The sequence below is a fragment of the Egbenema bharatensis FJBBOT/2019 genome (assembly GCF_048077055.1).
Classification (GTDB): Bacteria; Cyanobacteriota; Cyanobacteriia; order Elainellales; family Elainellaceae; genus Egbenema; species Egbenema bharatensis.
Window position 1 is genome coordinate 7,129,226 of record NZ_CP182236.1, and the last position, 20,021, is coordinate 7,149,246.

Below are 20,021 nucleotides of genomic sequence, written 5' to 3' on the forward strand. Positions count from 1 at the left end.
GTCAACAATGATTTGCTATGAACAACAGAATATATCCTGCCCTTCTTGACTTGTTCAGAACATCACAAGTGAAGGGTTTCAAAGGTTTTATTCATTCATATTAATGTTTTGTTCAGATTTGTTATCTCTCCCATAGGTTAGATTACGGATTTTATTCGATTTGCTCAGGTACGATTAGCTCAGGGTATTCGGTTGGAGCCTTCCAATCTCACTACTGAATCTCAGTAGATCTAAAATGGGTTCGTTTCACAGTGAATCCTGGGGTTGATCCCCCTAAATCCCCGGCTCGACTGAGGATCGGCGAACGTCCTTAAAAAGGGGGACTTCAACCCCTCTTCGGCTCCGTTCCCCCTTTTTTAAGGGGCTAGGGGGGATCTAAACCAGGTTTGTGATCTACTTAATCTCATTACGTATTTCCTTACTGATCAGGGGGCAGAGTACAAATGACTGAGAAAAACGCGGCGATGCGAAAAGAATTTCTCCTGGGGCTGCAAGGCTTTATGGAGTTTGTCAAAAATCCCAACAATACAGAGTCTGTGTTTGATATAGCTGAGGCCATGGCCCGCACGGAAGCCACAACGGGGTCAGTCACTTACCTCAAATCCATTCCTGAAGTTGCTCAGATTATTGAAGAACGCTACATTGCTCCGCCTCCCAATCTTCAGGAGTTGCTTAGCCTGCCCCAGGATTCCCTGGGCTACATCTACAGCTCCCATATGACCGAAGTCAATTTTGATCCAGAGTTTTATCGCAAGGTCATGGTTCAGGATGATTTCACCTATATTGCCCTGCGAATGCGGCAAACCCACGACATTTGGCATATTATCACTGGCTTCGGTGTTGATGTGGCCAGTGAAATTGGGCTACAAGCCTTTCAACTCGCCCAAAACCACTCTCCGATGGCAGTCATGCTCATGGCAGGTGCATTGCTCAACATGATTCGTTCCTGCCAGAACATCGATGCACTGATGCAGATGATCAGCCGGGGCTACCACCTGGGCCTTCAAGCCAAACCCTTTCTGGCCCAAAAGTGGGAAGAAGGCTGGGAGAAACCATTGGCAGAGTGGCGATCGGAATTAGGGATAGAGCTACGTGCAGAGGAGTGAGAAAATCCCCCCACCCCGGTACGGTTCCACCGCCTCCCTTCAGCGACTCTAGATTGTTACAGTATGTTCATACAAACAAACGTCAACCACTGACCGAGTACTGAAATGAACGACACACCAAATCGCATCACAGAATACTTTGAGGGTGGTCACTCTGGCAATCATCTTTGGCAGTACGTTCAGTCCATGAGCCCAGAAACGATGTCCCAACTTTCCAAACCGGGGTCGGGCGAAGTACTGCAAGTGATGGAACGCAATATTATTGGGCTTTTAGGCGGCTTGCCATCAGAACAATTTGATATTACGGTAACCACCAGTCGGGAGCATTTAGGACGATTACTGGCTTCAGCCATGATGAGCGGTTACTTCCTGCGCAATGCAGAACAACGGCTGACCTTTGAACGCTCTCTCCAGGCAGCGGATGTTGATGAATAGAGAATAGATGAAGTCCGATCGCGTTAGTTCTGAGCATACCAATGAGAGTGCGAACCCATTAACTGCCAGGGATCATCCACTACCCTATTCATTACTATTGAATCATCCTCCCACAGGTTCCTCAGATCAGGGCCGGTGGGAGGATTTTGGTATATCGCAGCTTCCAGAACTCAGGCGATCGCTCCTGAACTGGTATGCCGAAGCTGGACGAGATCTACCCTGGCGCAGAACCCGCGATCCCTATGCTATCTGGGTGTCGGAGATCATGCTGCAACAAACCCAGGTGAAGACGGTGATCCCCTACTTCGAGCGATGGCTGGAGCAATTTCCGACGATCGCCTCCCTCGCGGATGCCGAGCAACAGCAAGTCTTGAAAGCCTGGCAGGGGTTAGGCTATTATGCCCGAGCCCGGAATCTCCATCGAGCGGCCCAGTTGATCGTTCAGGACTATGGTGGGACGTTTCCGACTGACTTTGAAACAGTGATCGAGCTGCCTGGCATTGGTCGCACCACCGCAGGAGGGATTTTAAGTGCAGCCTATAATCAACCCGTGGCAATTTTAGATGGTAATGTAAAGCGGGTGCTGGCGCGGATGATTGCCCTGGAGGTTCCACCCAAACGGGCGATCGGCTTGCTCTGGCAGGTATCGACGACCCTGCTAGATCCCATCCACTCCCGTGACTTCAATCAGGCGTTGATGGATCTGGGGGCAACCCTCTGTACGCCTAAGAATCCAGCCTGCTTACTCTGCCCCTGGCAAACTCACTGTCGTGCAAACCAGCTTAATATGCAAAGCGAACTGCCCATTTCAGAAAACCGAACTCCTATCCCCCATAAGCAGATTGGGGTGGCTGTGATTTGGAATGAAGAACACCAAATTTTAATCGATCGCCGCCGCCAGGAGGTCCTGCTGGGCGGACTCTGGGAATTTCCGGGGGGCAAAATTGAACCCGGTGAAACAGTAGAAGCCTGTATTCAACGGGAAATTCAGGAAGAAATTGGGATCGAAATCGAAGTGGGCGATCGGCTGATTACGATCGATCATGCTTACACCCATTTTCGGGTTACCCTCAACGTCCACCATTGCCGCTATGTCAGTGGCGAACCCCAGGCGATCGAGTGTGATGAGGTGCGCTGGGTGACGGTGGATGAGTTGGATCAGTATCCCTTCCCAAAGGCGAATGTGCAGATCATTGAAGCGATCCGCCAACTGTAGGGAGTTTTAGAGAGTTTTATTGTATTTAATGGAGCTGACGGGAGTCGAACCCGTGTCCGCCCTGGGTATTAATACTCCACTCATTCACAGGTTTAGCTTCTCTGACCCTCGAAGCGGGAACTGTCCATTATCCCGGACAATGGGATGCTCTGGTAAAGTCTTAACCAGTTACCGACCAGAGGCAGTAGGCTGGTGCATCCGTTGGGGTTTGGTCTGTAATCCTTAACGGAGTCAAATCACAGACGCTCGAACCAATTAGAGGTTATTAGGCAACTGCAACAGCAGCTTGCTTACGAGCAAAAGGAACGATGTTGTTCGCATTTACATTTTGTTTGAGCCATTGATTAGCGAGAGTTAGCCCGCTCTCGACCTGTATCATGAAGTAGCGTTCACCAAAACGTCGAAACCGTTACAGCCCCGCGTGTACTTCGGATGTTCTTCTATTATAGCGACTCTAAACGGGATGTCATGCAAGAGCAACTGACGAATTTACGATCGGGGACGGACAGAACTCACCGGACTTCGACGACCAAGTAACTGGCGGATCTGGGAAAATAGCTGCTGGGTATCCGTTTGTTTGCTGAGGATGGCATCAGCTTCAGGACAAATACTGTCTGCATCATTCAGCACATCTTCTGTAAAAAAGCTGGAAATGAGAACCAGGAGAGGCGGATGCCGGAAACGACGAAGCTGGCTGATTAGCTCTGGCCCATCCATGCCCTTCTGATAGGGGGGAGCAGGAATGGAGAAGTCGATCAGGGCGAGATCAAACCGTTCCGCTTCCTGCAGAAAATCCTGTACGTTGGTAAATGAAGAAACAGCATACCCCTCTTGCTGTAACCGCAGTTCCAAGATGTAGCACCACGACTGGTTATCATCAACAACGGCAATACGATACATAAAGCAGATTGTTCAAAGAAGTTTTTCTTGAACCGTTGTATCCGATTTGTCAAAGGCGTGCCCACTGTCTAAAGAAAGAACATCAGGATGAAAGAATCGGATGGCAAGTCAGTCCAGGAGAATTTGCCGAATGCTCCCAGGGATTATGGATTCAATCACCTGTGCCACGTTTCACATTGCTGACTGGGCCCACCTCACAAGGCTGACTGGGCAGGCAGGATGCCCACCCCACAAGAATTCCAGATGATTCAATTCGCAGTTCTAAGGTTTGGGAACAAACACCGTCAGGCTGGAAGGCAAACATTCCACTTCCACCGGGGTTTCGCCAATGATCTCACCATCCACAACTACTTTTTGCGGCGGATCAGCGGTAATTTTCAGGTGTTTGGCATGGCTATGAACCACATTCTGTTGCTCGATCGCGTTGCGGGTAATTGCTGCTCCCAACATGCGCATGAGCGTTGTAATGCCTTCCAATTTATTTTGGGCAGAGGCGATCGTCACATCCAGTAAACCGTCATCAAAAATGACTTCTCCCGCTCCCTGGCCAGTACGGATGTGGAGGGAGCGGCATTTGCCACGGTGATTGCCTGGGCTTGAAACTGATAAACTTCGCCTTCTGTTTCGATGGTCGTCTCAAAAAGCTGTTGGCCCTCCATCGCCTGCCAGCCCGCCATGAGGTAGGCTAAAACTCCCCACTGATCTTTAAGCTCTCGATCGGCCATTTCGATCGCCGTTGCCTCAAACCCAATTCCCGTCAGCAAAATCATCGGATAGCCATTACATCGAGCCGCATCCACCGTGCGCGTACATCCGTCTAAAATCACCTGACAGGCACTACGAACTGGCATCAGTCTGGGAATTCCTAACGATACAGCAAACGCATTCGCTGTGCCTCTGGGAATCACCCCCAAGGGAATTCCTGTATCAATTAAGGCTCCCGCCACCGCTGATACCGTACCATCTCCACCAGAGGCGATAATCAGATCGGCTTTTGCCTCGATCGCTGCCTGGGCCAACTGCTGAGGGCTAACGTCGGGTTGTGTGTAGGTAATGTTGAGATGCAGGTGAGGCTCCAGCAATTGCCGAATCAGCCCCAGTTCTTCCTCTGGATTTCCCTGGCCTGAAACGGGATTATAAATTAAATAGGCAATTTGGGACTTGGCAAAGTGATTCATGATCGTCTCTGCCGTGGCCAAATTCGTCGCTAGCGGGACATTATGCACATTACAAATGCGGAGGAGAGCCTGAATATCGGGTTCGTGGGGCTGGGCATAGAGCGGATCAACCAGAAAAATCACGCTCAACACATTCCCAGAGGTTACTTCTGCCGCAATCTGTGTGTCTCCCCCCATCGGCCCCGACGAGAATAGTTCAACGGGTAACTCAGTGGCAGATTGAATCCGTTGTCCAGTGGTTCCTGTGGCAATCAGACGATATCGCCTCAAAACAGGGGCATACTGCCTGGCAAACTCAACGATTGCATCTTTCTTTGAGTCATGGGCAATCAGGGCGATCGTGGCAGGGAGAGCTGTATCCATAGCGAGTTAGGGGTCTTGCGGTGAAGGAGAAAGCGGGTCTTCCAGGTTGGTTGGAGGAATGTTTGTCAGTGTAGCGGGGAATGGAGCGGACAGGCTATCGAGTGATGGATCAGAGGGGGGAGGCTCCGAGAATTGATGAGACACAGTAGCCGCTTCGACTTCTACTGGAGTGGATTTCCATTGATCTAGCACATCGCGCACTAAAATTTCTCGGACTAAAACGCGCACAATCACCACCAGTGGAATGGCCAGAAAAAGTCCTAAAAAACCGAAAAAAGACGCAAACACAATCTGAGACAGTAGTGTAATCGCTGGGAGTAGCGAAACCTGTTGCCCCATGACCACCGGAACCAAAAGAAATTGCTCTAATTGCTGAATCAAAAAGTACGCAACAAGGACGGCGATCGCTTTCCAGGGAGAGTCGAGCAGGGCAATGGCAATGGGGGGAATCGCACTGAGAAAGGGGCCAACGTTGGGAATTGCCTCCATCAATCCAGCCAGCAGCGCATTCGCCAGAACCAATTTGACTCCCAAAATCCACAGCACAATGCCACTGACCACCCCAATTACCAACATATTAAACAACGTACCGATGATCCAGCTCACCAAATCCGCTTCACCCATCGTCAGGATCTGATCCGTGCGGCGGCGATAAAAGGAGGGGACAAGCTGAATAAAGCTGTGGCGGTAGGGCTGTGGATTAATCAACAGCATCACGGTGAAAATGATGACAAACAGGGTGCCTCCCGTCAGGTTAATAAACCCGGAAAACAGCCGAATTACATTATTTGCCAACCCACTCGCTAAAGGCTGTACCTGATTAAACAACTCACCAATGCTAGGAATAAAATCGGAAAAGTCGCCTGGAAATTGCAGCAGCAATTGTTCTAACCATTGCTCTAACTGGCGTAAGCCCAGAGGCACCAGCAACGTCAACTGTTGGAACTGCTCTAAAAAGGGCGGCACAATCAAGGCCATAAACAAGGTCAGAACGGCCAGCACCCCTATCACCGAAACAGCCGCAGCAACCCCACGGCTGACTCCAACACGCTGCCACTGCCGAACCAGGCGATTCAGAGCTGTTGCAAAGATAATCGCCACAAACAGCAGGAGTAAGAGCTGGCGAATTTCCCAGAGGATATAAAACGAGAGAATTAATGCAGCCAGTCCAAGCCAGTGCCCAAACTTCATAGTTTTATCCCAGGTGCTTCGATGAAAAGCTTCTCTAGGATAGTGCTTTTAAAGAGGCAAGAACAGGGGATGGAAATGGATGGTTGGGAGCGAATCGTCAAAAGAGCTGAACCCCTTGGGCGAATGAATGACAAGATCGCTTATCCTCGGAAGGAACCTGTTTTGGGGCAGATGGATCATCATGACGACAGAACTCTGGACATCCATAGAAAATGCTTGGCAGTGGCTCGCTGAGTCCTTTACAACCTCTGTTTTTTCTGATCCGGTCACTGATCCTGTAGCCGTTTTCTTGATCATTATGGCAATCATGCTGGTTGCCCCGCTGCTGTTTGAACGGATTCGCCTGCCGGGGATTGTAGGTTTGATTCTGGCGGGGGTGATTATTGGCCAAATGGGTTTGGAGTTCTGGAGCGGGATAGCACGATCGTCCTTTTAGGCACCGTCGGACTGCTGTTTCTGATGTTTATGGCTGGGTTGGAAACGAGTCTGGATGACTTGAAGTTCAATGCAGATAAGGCCATGATCTTTGGCGTGGCTACCTTTGCGGTGCCGATGATCCTGGGGACAGGGGCCATGATGGGGCTGGGGTATAGCTTTCTGGCGGCGGTGCTGGTGGCTTCCTGCTTTGCTTCCCATACGTTACTGGCCCTCCCGGTTGCGACGAAACTAGGCATCATGCGGGCCCCCGCCGTTACTGCCACCCTGGGAGCCACGCTGATTACCAATGTTTTTGCCCTGCTGGTGTTGGCGGTCGTGGTGCGGGCCCATCAGGGGGATTTAGATCTGGGCTTCTGGCTATTTTTGATTCCGGCTCTAACCATTTACACGATCGCCACCCTCTGGGGTGTACCGATTGTCGGCCGCTGGTTTTTCCGGAGGTTTGGCCATGATGAAGGGGCAGAGTTCACCTTTGTCGTCGCCACTCTGTTTGTGGTGTCCTATGTGGCGGCACTGATTCAAATTGAGCCGATTATTGGGGCATTTCTGGCAGGAATTGCCATTACCCAACTCATTCCCCAACTCAGCCCATTGATGAACCGGATTCAGTTTATTGGCAATACCCTATTCATCCCATTTTTTCTGATTTCAGTGGGAATGCTGGTGGATCCCCTGGTGTTACTGGGCGATCCGCAGTCGCTGATGGTCACAGGGGTAATGGTACTGGTGGCGATCGTCGCTAAACTGATTCCAGCATTGGGGGCAGGAAAGCTATTTGGCTACGACAAACCCAGCATTATGGTGATGTTTGGTCTATCGGTGGCGCAGGCGGCTTCTACCCTGGCGGCGATTACGGTAGCTTACCAGATCGAACTGGTGGATCAACTGACGGTGAATGGGACGATCGCCATGATTCTAGTCACCTGTATTGCCTCCCCCTGGGTGACGGCTCGTTGGGGCCCTGGCATCAAACTGGGAAGAAGCAAACCGGATCAGAGCAGAAGCCGTGTCTCTACCACGGGGAAAGGGGAACCGCCACGATACCGCATTCTCGTTCCCGTCGCCAACCCCAACACGGAAGACAACCTGCTGCAACTGGCTCTGATTTTGTCCAAAACCTCCCAGGGAACCCTGCTCCCCCTCCATGTTCTGGATGATTCCCAGGGGCCCATTTCTCCAGAGAAGAAAATACAGCAGGAGCAACTGTTGGCAGTGGCGGAACGGGCAGCCAATGCAGCGGTTACTCCTGTAGAGCCGATCGGACGGGTAGATGGTTCGATCGATCTGGGAATTGTGCGGGTGTCTCAGGAGCGTAGTGCCAGCCTGATTATCTGCGGGTGGAAGGGGTATTCCACCTACCGAGACAACTTTTTTGGCAATGTGCTGGATAGCGTGGTGCGTCGGGCGACCGTACCTGTTCTGGTGACTCGGTTTCCCCAGCCAATTAAAACCATTCAACGGATCCTGCTTGTGATTTCCGATGCTGACATCACCTCTGACACAATTCAGCAAACGCTGGTTTTGTCTCAAACCCTGGCAACAGAACTGAAGGCAACCATGATTCTGATTCGGACGGTATCGGATGCGATCTGGAATTCAGCGACTACAGGAGAGAAACCAGTGCTAGTCCTTCCGCCCAATGCTCCCGTCCAGCGAATTCAGGGAAATCTGGTTCCTAAGGTGTCGCGGATGCTGGAAATTAATGACCTGTTGGTGATGACGGCGGGCAATCAGCCAGAAAGATTTGGCGTATCGGCGTTGGGAGTGGCACCCGAGGCGATCGCCCGGCCCATATGGAAACGTCCATGATCATCATTCACTATCCCTTCTCCCTCAAGGATAGAGTGGCTCAGTAATTACTGACCGGCAACACGCTCAAATGCCGCTTCGTAATGCTGATAGGTGGCTTCATCAGAACAAATAAACCGGACAATCCCGATCGCGGTATTGGAACGCAGAAATTGGCTGACTGTGGTAAATGCAATCTGAGCGGCTCGATCGGGGGGAAATCCGCGTACACCCGTGCTAATGGCTGGAAAGGCGATCGAGTGAATCCCTTTAGCCACAGCCAGGTTCAGACAATTGCGATAACACTGAATCAGCAGTTCTTCTTCGCCTTGATGACCTCCCTGCCAGGTTGGCCCAACCGTGTGAATCACCCATTGAGCACGGAGACCGAATCCGGGCGTGATCTTGGCTTGTCCAGGTTCACAGCCATTCAGTTGATGACAGGCTGCCAGTAACTCTGGCCGCCGCCTGATGAATCGTTCGGGATAACGGTCCTCGATCGGACAGATCTCGATCGGTGGAATTGACGATCGCATCGATCTCCTCCTGGCTGATATCCCCCATCCGAACTCCCCGGCCAGAGCGTAATACAGATTAGTATGACCACCGCTATGCATACTGCTGCGGCTATAGGACTGGTGGGAAGCCCGCTTGCGGTATCGGGCCAACTTGCGATCCTTCAGGTCTTGCTCCAGATCAGATAGGGCATCCGCTTCCGGGGCAGACATGGGCAAGTCAAACGCAAGCATTTGTCGCCTGGCTTGTTGCAGTACGTGACTCGCACTGTCGTACTTCCCCTGATCAACCAGATGTACTGCCTCCTTCTTCGCCCGTGCTGCCATCATTAACGCCACTTGCTGCTGCACTACTTGATTCAAGGGAAATTCTTCCAACTGATTGTGATTGACCACCGGCAGTTGGAGAATTGCCCGCAATTCCTGGGTTTGTTGCTCGGAATCGCTCCAAGTTAAATGGAATTCACACAATGCTGTTTCCTGTACCAGGGCTGGAAGCTTGAGCCGCAGAACGAGATCGATCGGTTTGCTATAAAGTAAATTGGGCAATTTCAATCGTCCCTGATCCTCATCCAGATCGTTCAGCACATCTGCAACGGTGACTTCTCCTTGAGGCGTGATACTGATCGCAACCTGCCTGCCGATCGTGGCGGCCAGTCCCTGAAGTTCCTGTTCAAAAATGGCGGGAAGTTGCTCGGCGGAAGCGATGTAGTAATAGTTGCCATCCCCACTGCGGGCCATGGCTTCCAGCAGATCCTCGTTGTAGTCATCCCCCAGACCCATGGTGGAGGTACTGATGCCGCGCTGCGCCAACCCATGCACATCCGAGGCGATCGTGTCGGGATTCGTTTCACCCACATTAGCCAAACCATCCGACAGCAGAATCACGCGGTTGAGTTCAGCCGTCAGGGATTGACTCACCTGAATGCCCCCCTGCACCCATCCTGCATGGAGGGACGTGGAACCGCCGGGACGGATTTGTTTGACCAGACGGGTGAAGCTGGATTGTTGATTGGCAGGCGTACTGGGAATTAATGTTTCCACCTGATCATCGAAAATGGTGACGCTAAATCGATCGTTTGGCAGAAGTTGTTCGATGGCATAACAAACGGCTTTGCGGGCATAGTCAATTTTTCGGTCGGCGGACATGGAACCCGATCGATCGACGACAAAACCTAGATTAAGGGAGGGACGTTGCAGGGTGGTTGGCGGCGGGTCTGGTGGTATGATTCGGAGCACCAGATCCAGCGTAGTGGGGCGATCGGAACAAACGGCAGCGCGAAGCGGAATCAGCTCAATACGAGGTAGCGTCATGATTTAGAAGACCTCCGTTTGGAAGAAATGAGTGAGGTGAGCGATCGCAGGATGTGCTGAAGGAGATTTTGCTGTTCCTGCGTGGTGGAAGGGATAACAAAGTCGCTCCGAACGTGGAGTTCCAGTCCGGGGAGGATTTCCAGTCGGTGCCATTGGCTGGGGGCGGGAGATGGGGGGGATGCGGGGGTGGGAGCAGCAGATAAACGGAGCGAGCGATCGGTAGAGGGCACCCTGGGCGGCGCAGAACGGGCAGCGTCTGGTTGTCTTTGCTGAATTTGTTGCAGAAACGCCAGGGCAGGATTGGCTGGGGCAACGGTGAGTTGGATGCCACCTTGCAGTAAGGACTCCAGTTCTATATCGGTTTTGGATCGCGCCAGGGTATCGATCGCACTGGCCCCATACCCTTCAATCAGTAGCCGCCGCACAAACAGAACTTGCAGGAGATGACGATAGGTATAGCGGGCTTCTCGTCCTTGCTTGAGGGGTTCATCTAGCATTCCCTGACTGGTGTAGTGCCGAACGAGACGGGGGGTTACGTCTTCCCGAACGCGCGTGTGGGACTTTTCCTCGGGCAGGAATTGGGGCAGTAGCTCGTTGACTACGTTGACAAATTCCTCCAGCGACCAGTGGGGCTGTTCCTGGGCGATCTGCTGCAATGTTTTCATATCACCATGTTAATCATGACAACTGCAATTGTCAATAACGTATCTGACTGTAAATTTCTCAATCGCAGCGGTCAAGTTTGCTCCAGGAGACTGGCAAACCGTTTGCGCTTGATTCATAATGATCGTGACTTTATGATCTGTGACTTTGCCACTCTGATGCAGAGGCGATCGCTCCAGACCCTTCGCTTGCGGCCTTCCTGAGGGATACCTGAAGGTTGTCTGTGAGGTGAGCCAGTTCACTGCATTGGTGCGGACAGCGCGGACAGTGTGGATTCAGTCCGTAAATCCTTTTGCCGGTTTTGCTTCAAGCCCATGACTTTAACCTGCCAACAGTTACTCAAAACCCATCCCCAGGAATGGCAAGCCGCCACCGTTCATCCCTTTCTCACGCAGTGTAAAACGGGCGAAATTCAGCCCACCCAGTTCAACACCTGGCTGACTCAGGATTATCTGTTTGTCGTCGAGTTCACCCGGATGGCAGCGAGACTTTTAGCAGCGGCCCCCGTCCAGCATTTTGATGGGTTGTTGAGCGGCATGATTGCTTTAAAGGATGAACTCAACTGGTTTCGAGATAAGGCAGAGGAACGGGAACTGATTCTGACTGTGCCCAGGCAACCCACCTGCTCCGAGTATTGCCAGTTGATGAACGGTCTTGCCTCTTCTTCCTATGCGGTTCAAGCCACTGCATTCTGGGCGATCGAAGCCTCCTACAATCAAGGTTGGCAACTGCCAGGAGCCATGCCCGAACCCTACGCTGAGTTTGCGGATCGCTGGGGGAATCCAGGTTTCTCAGACTATGTCAAACTGTTAGAGCATCAGGCTGATCAAGTGCTGCGATCGGCTTCAGAGGTAGAACAGCAGCAGGCGGAGTCTGCCTTTTTAGCAGTTGCCCGTCTGGAAAAAGCCTTCTGGCAAATGGCCTACGAGGGATAGCAAACGCGATCGATGATGCAGTGGAATGCAAATTTAATAATCTGAAATTCTTGTGGGGTGGGCATCTTGCCCGCCCAGTCAGCAAAGAAAAACGTTGCAGGTTATTTAATCCATGATCCAGTTATTGATGACCCAAGCAATGCAAAAACCAGGTGCCGGATCAGTGATGCAGCAAACCCTCAAGCAAAGCTCCTATGGCAACCACTGATGTCGTCATTATTGGCAGTGGAATTGGCGGGTTAAGCTGTGCCGCCCTGCTGGTGCGCTATGGATTCAGGGTGGTGGTATGTGAGAGCCATGCCATTCCCGGTGGAGCGGCCCACGGGTTTGAACGCGATGGCTTTCGGTTTGATTCTGGCCCATCCCTTTACTCGGGCTTATCCTACAGTCCTTCGCCGAATCCCCTGCGTCAGGTGCTCGATGCGATCGGGGCAGACTTACCCTGCGTGACCTACGACACCTGGGGCTGCTGGTTGCCGGAAGGTTCGTTTGAAACGTCAGTAGGAGCCGATCAGTTCTGTGAAGTCCTGGCCCAATTGCGGGGAGAATCGGCCGTTGCCGAATGGCGCGAGCTACAGCGAATGATGCAACCTCTGGCAGCCGCAGCCGTTGCCCTACCTCCGGCGGCCATGCGGTGGGATTGGGGAGCCACACTGACCCTGGGCCGCTTTCTGCCTACCGTTGCGAAACACGCGCTCAATGGATTGAAGCTGACTGGCGCCTTTAGCCGCCTGATGGATCAAGTGGTGCAGGATCCGTTCATTCGCAACTGGTTAAATTTGCTGTGCTTCCTGCTATCGGGGCTACCTGCGAATGGTACCAGTGCCGCAGAAATGGCATTTATGTTTGCTGATTGGTATCGCCCAGGGGTGAAGCTGGATTATCCCATCGGCGGGAGCGCGGCCCTGGTGAATGCGTTAGTCCGGGGAGTCAAGCAACAGGGGGGAGAACTGCGGCTAAATGCCCACATCGATCGCATTTTGGTGGAGGGCAACCGGGCGATCGGGGTGCGGCTGCGCAATGGTGACATCATTCGGGCAAGACAGGCAGTGATTTCCAATGCTTCGGTCTGGGATACCCTTAAACTCTTGCCTGAGGGGGCAATGCCAAAATCCTTCCTGGCAAAACGTCAGGCAACCCCAGAATGCGATAGCTTTATGCATCTGCACCTGGGGATCTCTGGTGAGTTGCCCCTGGATTTACCCTGCCATCACATTGCCGTTCAGGATTGGGCCCAGGGAGTAACGGCTCCTCAAAACGTAGTTCTGATCTCGATTCCGTCCCTGATTGATCCATCCCTGGCTCCTCCCGGTAAGCACGTCATCCATGTTTATACCCCTGGTAATGAACCTTACGCCCTCTGGCAGGGACTCGATCGCCGTAGTGAGGCCTATGCCCAACTCAAGCAGGAACGATCGGCGGTGATGTGGCAGGCTCTGGAGCGCATTATTCCCGATATCCGCGATCGCTGTGAAGTCACTTTAGTGGGGACTCCCTTAACCCATGCCCGGTTCCTGCGACGGCATCATGGCTCCTACGGGCCGGCCCTGAAAGCAGGCGAGTCCATCTTTCCCTCAGCCCAGACCCCCTTACCGGGATTTCTATGCTGTGGCGATTCCACCTTTCCCGGCATTGGGCTACCCGCTGTGGCTGCCAGTGGCATGATTGCCGCCAACACCCTGGCTCCGGTCAGCAAGCATCTAGAGCTGTTGCGGGATATTGCTTGAGGTTTCAGGGGTAGAGGAACGCTCCTGGGATGCTCCGATTTGATGTTCTAATTTGATGCTCCTATAATTCCGATCGCTCGATCGCTCCCAGCGCATATAGCGTTGCCTTCTCTGCCTCCGTTAAACCGCTGGCATGGGTGATATCCATTCCTTCGTAAGGGCGAGGCGTTCTCAGGGTGTGGAGACATTGCCCAGTTGCCACCTCCCACACCTTGATCGTTTCATCAAAGCTGCTGCTGATGAGGAATCGAGGAGGATCTGACGGGTTTACATCGACGGCGGGGGAAAAATCGCCGATCCACTTGGCTTCAGGGGTGAAGCAGAGGGACGAAACCGTTCCCTGATGCCCATAGAAGGTGCGCAAACAGGTTCCAGTTTGTAGATCCCACAGCTTAATGTTGCAGTCTAGTCCACCACTGACCAGGTAGCGACCATTGGGACTAATATCCAGCACCACCACCGGAGCCGTATGTTCCCGCAGCGTTGCCAGACAGTCCCCAGTGGCAATGTCCCACTGCTTGATGGTTTGGTCGTAACTACAGCTCAATAACTGTTTGCCATCCGGACTGAACGCAGTTTGCCAGACGGTATTTTCGTGACCCTCCAGGGTTTGTATACACTCTCCCGTCGTCAAATCCCAGCGTTTGATCGTTGTATCAAAGCTGCTGCTGGCAAACTGAGTGCCATCGGGGCTGAATACAGCTGTAATGGCTGAACTCTGGTGTCCCTCCAGGGTTCTCAAGCATTCCCCAGTCTGAAATTGCCATAGCTTTAAGGTTGCATCATAGCTACTGCTGACTAGATGCTGTCCGTCGGGACTGAACACCGCATACCAGATCCAGCTCGTATGGCCTTCCAGCGTTCGCAAACACTGCCCCGTCCGACAGTTCCATACCTTTAGGGTGCTGTCTCCACTCCCACTCACCAGCAAAATGTCTTCTGCTTCATCCAAACCGATCGCCCGCAAGCTCGCCTGGGGTACAAAGGTCAATGCCCAGATGCGATCGTGATGCCCATGCAGGGTTCGGATCACCTGTCCGGTGGCCATATCCCACAATTTCACCGTTTCATCCTCATGGCCAGTAGCAATCAGAGAATGCAGAGGATTCAATGCTAAACAGAGCACCTCATTGGTGTGCCCCTTCCAGGTTTTAACGCACTGCCCCGTTTTCACACTCCATAACTTTGTGGCGTGATCGTCCCCTCCACTGACAAGGTGCTGCCCGTTAGGACTGAATGCCACCGACCAGAGGCGATTGGTATGGCCTTGCAGCGTTTTACGGCACTGTCCGGTTGGCTCTGCTGGATCCGTCAATGCCATATCCCATAGTCGCAGCGTTTGGTCATGGCTACAGGTTGCTAGATAGCGGCCATCGGCACTGAAGGTCACTTTCGTCACTTCCTGAGTATGCCCCTGCAAAACGCGGTAGCACTGGTCACTCCCCACTTCCCAGAGTCGGATTGTACTATCCGTACTGCCACTGGCCAAAAACTGACCATCGGGGCTAAAGGCAACCGATCGAATCCAGTCTGTATGACCGTGAAGGGTTTGCAGGCAGTCTCCGGTGTTTAGATCCCACAGGTAGAGGTGATGATCCTCCGAACCGCCCGCCAGGGTTTGACCATCGGGACTAAAGGCGATCGCCCAGATCCGCTGTTCCGTACGACAGAGCACCTTCCAGTGTTGTAACAGTTCTTGAGCCGCAGGTTGAATCCGCCAAAGCTGCACCGTCGCATCCTGTCCACTACTGGCGAGCAGCGTTCCATCGGGGCTAAAGACAACTGTGTTGGCAGCAGCAGTGTGGTTTTCCAGTACTTGCAGGCATTTGCCCGTTCTCACCTCCCATAACTTGATCAACCCATCATCACTGGCAGAGGCTAACCATTGATTGTTCGGACTGAAGGCGATCGACCAGACCCAGCTAGTGTGTCCTTTACACCCCATCCGCTTCTTGCCGCTTTTGGCATCCCAGAGGTGAATATCGCCGTTGGTATCACCCGTTGCAACATAGGTGCCATCGGGGCTAAACGCCACCGACAAGACCCCCCCAAAGGTTTGGGTAAACACCGATTTGGCAAACTGCGCAGAGGTAAAATTCGCACCCTGCACGTTCATGCCCTGCAAATAGGCTTGCAGAATCATCAGATGGGAAAAGTCATACCCGGATAGATCAGCCTGAAGCTGGCAGAGTAAATTTAACAAATTCCCGCCTGCGTAACCCGATCGCAGCCTTCCATGATCCCGAAGCTGATTCAGCAAACCTTGCAGGCGTTGTTCTAGATTTTCCTGATTCTCCAGACGAGTGATGGCCTGCTCTAAAATGGGATGCAAAATTAATCGCCGCTGGTTCTCCCGTACATACTCTTTAGCGGTCGCTTTCAGTAGTGCATGGGAATCGAGGAGCGTGATCGGTTCTGATTGAATAATTTCTTCACAAACCTGGTTAATTAAGCGATCGGTGATGTGTTCAATCAAAACGGGTTGCAGGGTAAAACCATTGCTGCTACGCTCCAGGGGTAAGCGTCTTTGCAAGAGTTGCAGGGTTTCCGCCACCTGGGCATGGGCAGTGGAAGACAGAATATCTTCCTTCAGTTCTGCAACCGTTGTCGGTTCGCGGTTGATGGCAAACCAGTAGGCAATTTCCTGTTCCTGGGGAGAAAGGCGATCGAAATGCCAGTCCAGTAACTCTCGCAGATCGTGAAAGATGGGGTTATTGTTGGCCAAAAATTCGGAAATATCACCCAAAAACACTTCATCAATGTGCTTGGCGGCTAATTCTAGCGCGAGGGGATTGCCATCGTACAACTCTACTAAGGTCTGCCACTCTGCATCCGTTCCCATAAACGTGCCCAGTTCAGCAAAAATGCGCTTGCCGTTGATCGCATCTAAGCCCGACAGTTGCATCGATCGCACTGAACGGTTTTTGCCTTCTATCCGGGCCACTTCCCTTGGCTTTTCCCGGCTCGTGAGCAGCAAACAGCTTTGGTGGGAGGTTTCCCCAATGGTCTGTAATAGTTGACCATATCCGGTATAGCCATCCCGGTAGTCTCCTGCCAGCCTCTTGCCCTGAAAAATGGTTTCTACATTATCCAGAATCAGCAGACAACGATGGTTGCGGAGGTAATACATCAGCCGAGACAGCCGACCCTCCAGATCATCCGGTAGCTGGGTTTCCTGCTGATTAGACAGAATTTTAATCCAGTCTGCCAATAGCCCATTGATCGCGGGGGCATTCAACAACGATCGCCAAATTACATACTCAAACTGATCTTGAATCCCTCGCGCTAGGGTCAATGACAAATCTGTTTTGCCAATCCCCCCAGCCCCCAACCGGACAGACAAGCGAGTCTTGCCCATGCCACCCATGCCCAGGATCGAAACCAACCGGCAGCGCTCGTCTACAATCCACTGCGTCAGCAGATCCAGTTCCTGAGTCCGTCCAAAGAAGACTGCGACCTCCGGAGCTTCCCCCCAGTCATAGTTTGATCTCAGTAATGTTTCTGATGGTGGTAATGGATTAGCGTCAGGGGCGATCGATGATTTGCGATAGCCCGCTCGCTCCATCAAGCTAGTTACAGTAGCCCAGTGCCGTACGGGTTCATGAGCCACCTGTTCAATGTAGCGATATAAACCCCGCGATAGCTCGACTCGCAATCCTTTCAAACTACACGGAATAATTGTAGCAATGTCGGTCGTACTCAGGCCGCAGAGCAATCCCTTCAGGCAAGTTTTTTCAGTATCTGACAGTTCTCTTTGCTTAATCTGCTCAAGATCACCGTACAGACGCTCTAAATCCCATTGCTGATCGATACCAGCAAAATCATGTCCCGGGGAAGACGGCGGAAGCGACATAGCAACGTTTGTTCAGGAATACACACTAATAGCATAGACAATAACCGATCCCTGGTGCCTTCACCCAGTCTTTAAGGGAGTCGGCAAGCTTTGTGCGTTCTTGACATTTTCATTGACGCTATACCGTCCGGACGGTATAGTAAATTCAAGCAACGAATCAATTCATGCCATGACTGATACGAAACACTCTGCCGTTCGCACCACTCGTCAGGTCATTCTCCAGGCGACAATGGACGGCTTACTTGAGCAAGGGCTGGACTCATTGACCCTGGATGCGGTTGCTCAACGGGCAGGGGTGAGTAAAGGTGGGCTGCTTTACCACTTTCCAAGTAAAGATGCGCTCATCGCAGGTTTGGCGAAATATCTCACTGAAGAGTTTGAAACGACGATGCAGGAGGAGTTTGCGCAGGATGACGCTCCGGGAACGCCGGGACAATGGACTCGATCGTATGTGAGAGCCGCTTTGCGGTTCAATCGGCAAACTATGGTACTGATTGCTAACCTGTCGGCGGCGATGACGAGAAATCCTAATTTGTTGGAAACAGCCTGTGATCATGAAAAGTTGATCCAAAAGCGGCTTTTATCCGATGGGATTGATCCCGTTCTAGCCACAATTGTCCAGCTTGCAATGGATGGTCTGTGGTTTGCCGATTCCTTAAACTTGCCGCTAAAAGACCCCCTCAGGAGTCAGGTGATCACAACCCTACTGGCAATGACGAACACGCAGACGGATTGATCTTGATCAGGTTCTGTGTGTAACGATCGAATGACAGGTTTCTGCACGTTATTGAACGGCTAGATTTGGGCTGTAAGTTTCAACCTTTTACACGAACTGGAGAATGGCAGTATGCAAAAGACAGTGAATCAATCAGCGTCACCAAAATACACTCATTCGATCCACCTCTCAGACCGTGAACGCGAAATTCTGGAACTCATTGTAGAAGGGCAAACAAACCAGCAAATTGCCTCCCAGCTTTTCCTCAGTCTGAGCACAGTCAAAACCCATGTCAAAAGCATTTTTAACAAAATGGGCGTTGAGCATCGAGTTCAGGCTGCGGTGATGGCCCTTCGATATGAATTGATTTAAGAATGGGATGGTCGGATGATCTACTTACCACTCTATGTCCGATCGCTCATGCAGAATTCGTCCATACACTCCTTCCGTTTGCTGGGCGAGGCGATACCAATCAAAGCGCACTTCCAGATCTTCATAGGCATTTTCCACTAGCCAGTCAGCATAGTCAGGATTTTTCAGAATTTCGACAATGCCCCAGGCCAGAGAGTCAGGATTGCCCGTGCGGGTAACAATCCCCGTTTTACCATGCCGTACCACCTCCGGTAGACCGCCTGTATCGGAAACCACCACTGGAACCCGTGCCGCAAAACTTTCCAGGGCGACAATGCCAAACGGTTCGTAAAGGCTGGGAAAAACAGCACAATCCGCCACCCGGCGAAACTGATTCAGGTCGTCCTCTGGCATAAAGCCCGTGAAATAGCACTTGTCCCAGATTCCCAGATCCCAGGCTTGCCGCTTCAAGGGATCGAGATTCCCACCGCCAATGATCACAAATTTGGCATCCCCCGCCATTTCCCAAATCACCCTGGGAGCTGCATTCAGCAACAAAGTTATGCCTTTCTCGTAGGTCATTCGCCCCACGTAGTAGACAATCTTTTCCTGATCCGTGGCAAACCGTCGTCGAAATTGCCAGTGGTCAAACGCTGGGCTGGGTTCTCGCTTTTGCACACAGATGCCGTTGTACACCACATCAATTTTGTTCCAGGGGCTGTGGAGGGCCCGTTCCACCTCCAGCCGCATGTAGTTGGTGCAAACAATAACGCGCCAGGCTTCGGCCACCAGCTGGGTTTCTTTGCCGTGAATGTAGCGGTGGGTGTCGTTGTAAATGCCGTTGTGCCGTCCGGATTCCGTCGCGTGAATCGTGGCTACTAAGGGAACCTTGAAAATCTGCTTGAGGGCGATCGCAGCATCCCCCACCAGCCAATCATGGGCATGAATGATGTCAAAGGGGCCATCTTCCAGAAGTAGCTTCCCGCCATGCTGCCCCATGCTGTCGTTCATGTTGGACACCCAATGGAAGAAATTGTGGCTCTCAGCAACGTGGACTCGATGCACCCGAATTCCTTCCACTTCCTCATAGCGGGGAGCCTGACCAAATTCGACCGTCAGCAGATGAATCTCATGACCTAATTTCACCAGCTCAGGGTAAAGCTCTGCCACATGGCGAGAAATCCCTCCCACGATTCGGGGTGGAAACTCCCAAGCCAGTACCAGAATTTTCATTCCCCTCGCCTCGCCCATGCTTAGACAACGTTAAATGACCGTAAATAAAATGACCGTAAATAAAATGACCGTAAATAAAATAACTGTAGATGGCAGTACT

At 52.0% G+C, this 20,021-nt stretch carries 13 protein-coding genes, 1 other RNA gene and 2 pseudogenes; 8 read left to right on the forward strand and 8 right to left on the reverse strand.

The window, feature by feature from the left end; genetic code table 11:
- Positions 1 to 443: 443 nt before the first annotated feature.
- From ACM1PF_RS33180 to mutY, 3 genes are all read left to right on the forward strand, one after another.
- On the forward strand, positions 444 to 1,106 hold the full coding sequence (locus ACM1PF_RS33180; protein ID WP_416670711.1) for a Coq4 family protein: 663 nt from the start codon (positions 444 to 446) through the stop codon (positions 1,104 to 1,106).
- Positions 1,107 to 1,211: 105 nt separating this feature from the next.
- Positions 1,212 to 1,541, forward strand: a complete 330-nt coding sequence (locus ACM1PF_RS33185; RefSeq protein WP_416670712.1) for a DUF760 domain-containing protein — start codon at positions 1,212 to 1,214, stop codon at positions 1,539 to 1,541.
- A 7-nt stretch (positions 1,542 to 1,548) separates the two neighbouring features.
- Positions 1,549 to 2,757 (forward strand): A/G-specific adenine glycosylase, encoded by a 1,209-nt coding sequence (mutY, locus tag ACM1PF_RS33190; protein WP_416670713.1) that lies wholly within the window; start codon positions 1,549 to 1,551, stop codon positions 2,755 to 2,757.
- 26 nt (positions 2,758 to 2,783) lie between these two features.
- Here the strand turns inward: mutY and ssrA are convergent.
- The 4 genes and pseudogenes from ssrA to ACM1PF_RS33210 form a co-directional block, all read right to left on the reverse strand.
- Positions 2,784 to 3,176, reverse strand: a transfer-messenger RNA (tmRNA) gene (gene ssrA, locus ACM1PF_RS33195).
- 70 nt (positions 3,177 to 3,246) lie between these two features.
- A complete protein-coding gene (locus ACM1PF_RS33200; RefSeq protein WP_416670714.1) occupies positions 3,247 to 3,657 on the reverse strand; it encodes a response regulator in 411 nt (136 codons plus the stop codon).
- Positions 3,658 to 3,918: 261 nt separating this feature from the next.
- A pseudogene (gene mgsA / locus ACM1PF_RS33205) lies at positions 3,919 to 5,198 on the reverse strand (methylglyoxal synthase).
- A 6-nt stretch (positions 5,199 to 5,204) separates the two neighbouring features.
- Positions 5,205 to 6,389, reverse strand: coding sequence for an AI-2E family transporter (locus ACM1PF_RS33210; RefSeq protein ID WP_416670717.1), 1,185 nt, complete (start codon positions 6,387 to 6,389; stop codon positions 5,205 to 5,207).
- Positions 6,390 to 6,570: 181 nt separating this feature from the next.
- Here ACM1PF_RS33210 and ACM1PF_RS33215 point away from each other — a divergent pair.
- Positions 6,571 to 8,683, forward strand: a pseudogene (locus ACM1PF_RS33215) (cation:proton antiporter).
- Here ACM1PF_RS33215 and ACM1PF_RS33220 read toward each other — a convergent pair.
- Both ACM1PF_RS33220 and ACM1PF_RS33225 read right to left on the reverse strand, forming a co-directional pair.
- On the reverse strand, positions 8,684 to 10,444 hold the full coding sequence (locus ACM1PF_RS33220; RefSeq protein WP_416670719.1) for a macro domain-containing protein: 1,761 nt from the start codon (positions 10,442 to 10,444) through the stop codon (positions 8,684 to 8,686). It abuts the pseudogene before it with no gap.
- On the reverse strand, positions 10,441 to 11,109 hold the full coding sequence (locus ACM1PF_RS33225) for a MerR family transcriptional regulator (protein WP_416670720.1): 669 nt from the start codon (positions 11,107 to 11,109) through the stop codon (positions 10,441 to 10,443). Before ACM1PF_RS33225 ends, ACM1PF_RS33220 begins: the two co-directional genes overlap by 4 nt.
- A 312-nt stretch (positions 11,110 to 11,421) precedes the next feature.
- Here ACM1PF_RS33225 and ACM1PF_RS33230 point away from each other — a divergent pair, with 312 nt between their 5' ends.
- Together ACM1PF_RS33230 and ACM1PF_RS33235 are read left to right on the forward strand one after the other, a co-directional pair.
- Positions 11,422 to 12,042, forward strand: a complete 621-nt coding sequence (locus ACM1PF_RS33230; protein ID WP_416670722.1) for a TenA family transcriptional regulator — start codon at positions 11,422 to 11,424, stop codon at positions 12,040 to 12,042.
- A gap of 194 nt (positions 12,043 to 12,236) precedes the next feature.
- Positions 12,237 to 13,769: a phytoene desaturase family protein gene (locus ACM1PF_RS33235; protein WP_416670724.1), complete on the forward strand. Its 1,533-nt coding sequence runs from the start codon at positions 12,237 to 12,239 to the stop codon at positions 13,767 to 13,769.
- Positions 13,770 to 13,830: 61 nt separating this feature from the next.
- Here ACM1PF_RS33235 and ACM1PF_RS33240 read toward each other — a convergent pair whose 3' ends face one another.
- The gene (locus ACM1PF_RS33240) at positions 13,831 to 17,622 is read right to left on the reverse strand and encodes an NB-ARC domain-containing protein (protein WP_416670725.1); all 3,792 of its coding nucleotides are present in this window, start codon (positions 17,620 to 17,622) and stop codon (positions 13,831 to 13,833) included.
- A 169-nt stretch (positions 17,623 to 17,791) separates the two neighbouring features.
- On the opposite strand from ACM1PF_RS33240, the gene ACM1PF_RS33245 reads away from it, so the two are divergent.
- On the forward strand, positions 17,792 to 18,358 hold the full coding sequence (locus ACM1PF_RS33245; RefSeq protein WP_416670727.1) for a TetR/AcrR family transcriptional regulator: 567 nt from the start codon (positions 17,792 to 17,794) through the stop codon (positions 18,356 to 18,358).
- Positions 18,359 to 18,469: 111 nt separating this feature from the next.
- Positions 18,470 to 18,709: a response regulator transcription factor gene (locus ACM1PF_RS33250; RefSeq protein WP_416670729.1), complete on the forward strand. Its 240-nt coding sequence runs from the start codon at positions 18,470 to 18,472 to the stop codon at positions 18,707 to 18,709.
- A gap of 24 nt (positions 18,710 to 18,733) precedes the next feature.
- Here the strand turns inward: ACM1PF_RS33250 and ACM1PF_RS33255 are convergent, their stop codons facing one another.
- Positions 18,734 to 19,921 (reverse strand): glycosyltransferase family 4 protein, encoded by a 1,188-nt coding sequence (locus ACM1PF_RS33255; protein WP_416670730.1) that lies wholly within the window; start codon positions 19,919 to 19,921, stop codon positions 18,734 to 18,736.
- Positions 19,922 to 20,021 lie beyond the last annotated feature (100 nt).

Coding starts and splice junctions, on each gene's coding strand:
- ACM1PF_RS33235 (WP_416670724.1), top strand. CDS start 12,237: ATGGCAACCACTGATGTCGTCATTATTGGCAGTGGAATTGGCGGGTTA.
- ACM1PF_RS33255 (WP_416670730.1), bottom strand. CDS start 19,921: ATGAAAATTCTGGTACTGGCTTGGGAGTTTCCACCCCGAATCGTGGGA.
- ACM1PF_RS33245 (WP_416670727.1), top strand. CDS start 17,792: ATGACTGATACGAAACACTCTGCCGTTCGCACCACTCGTCAGGTCATT.
- mutY (WP_416670713.1), top strand. CDS start 1,549: ATGAAGTCCGATCGCGTTAGTTCTGAGCATACCAATGAGAGTGCGAAC.
- ACM1PF_RS33250 (WP_416670729.1), top strand. CDS start 18,470: ATGCAAAAGACAGTGAATCAATCAGCGTCACCAAAATACACTCATTCG.
- ACM1PF_RS33220 (WP_416670719.1), bottom strand. CDS start 10,444: ATGACGCTACCTCGTATTGAGCTGATTCCGCTTCGCGCTGCCGTTTGT.
- ACM1PF_RS33200 (WP_416670714.1), bottom strand. CDS start 3,657: ATGTATCGTATTGCCGTTGTTGATGATAACCAGTCGTGGTGCTACATC.
- ACM1PF_RS33180 (WP_416670711.1), top strand. CDS start 444: ATGACTGAGAAAAACGCGGCGATGCGAAAAGAATTTCTCCTGGGGCTG.
- ACM1PF_RS33185 (WP_416670712.1), top strand. CDS start 1,212: ATGAACGACACACCAAATCGCATCACAGAATACTTTGAGGGTGGTCAC.
- ACM1PF_RS33230 (WP_416670722.1), top strand. CDS start 11,422: ATGACTTTAACCTGCCAACAGTTACTCAAAACCCATCCCCAGGAATGG.
- ACM1PF_RS33210 (WP_416670717.1), bottom strand. CDS start 6,389: ATGAAGTTTGGGCACTGGCTTGGACTGGCTGCATTAATTCTCTCGTTT.
- ACM1PF_RS33240 (WP_416670725.1), bottom strand. CDS start 17,622: ATGTCGCTTCCGCCGTCTTCCCCGGGACATGATTTTGCTGGTATCGAT.
- ACM1PF_RS33225 (WP_416670720.1), bottom strand. CDS start 11,109: ATGAAAACATTGCAGCAGATCGCCCAGGAACAGCCCCACTGGTCGCTG.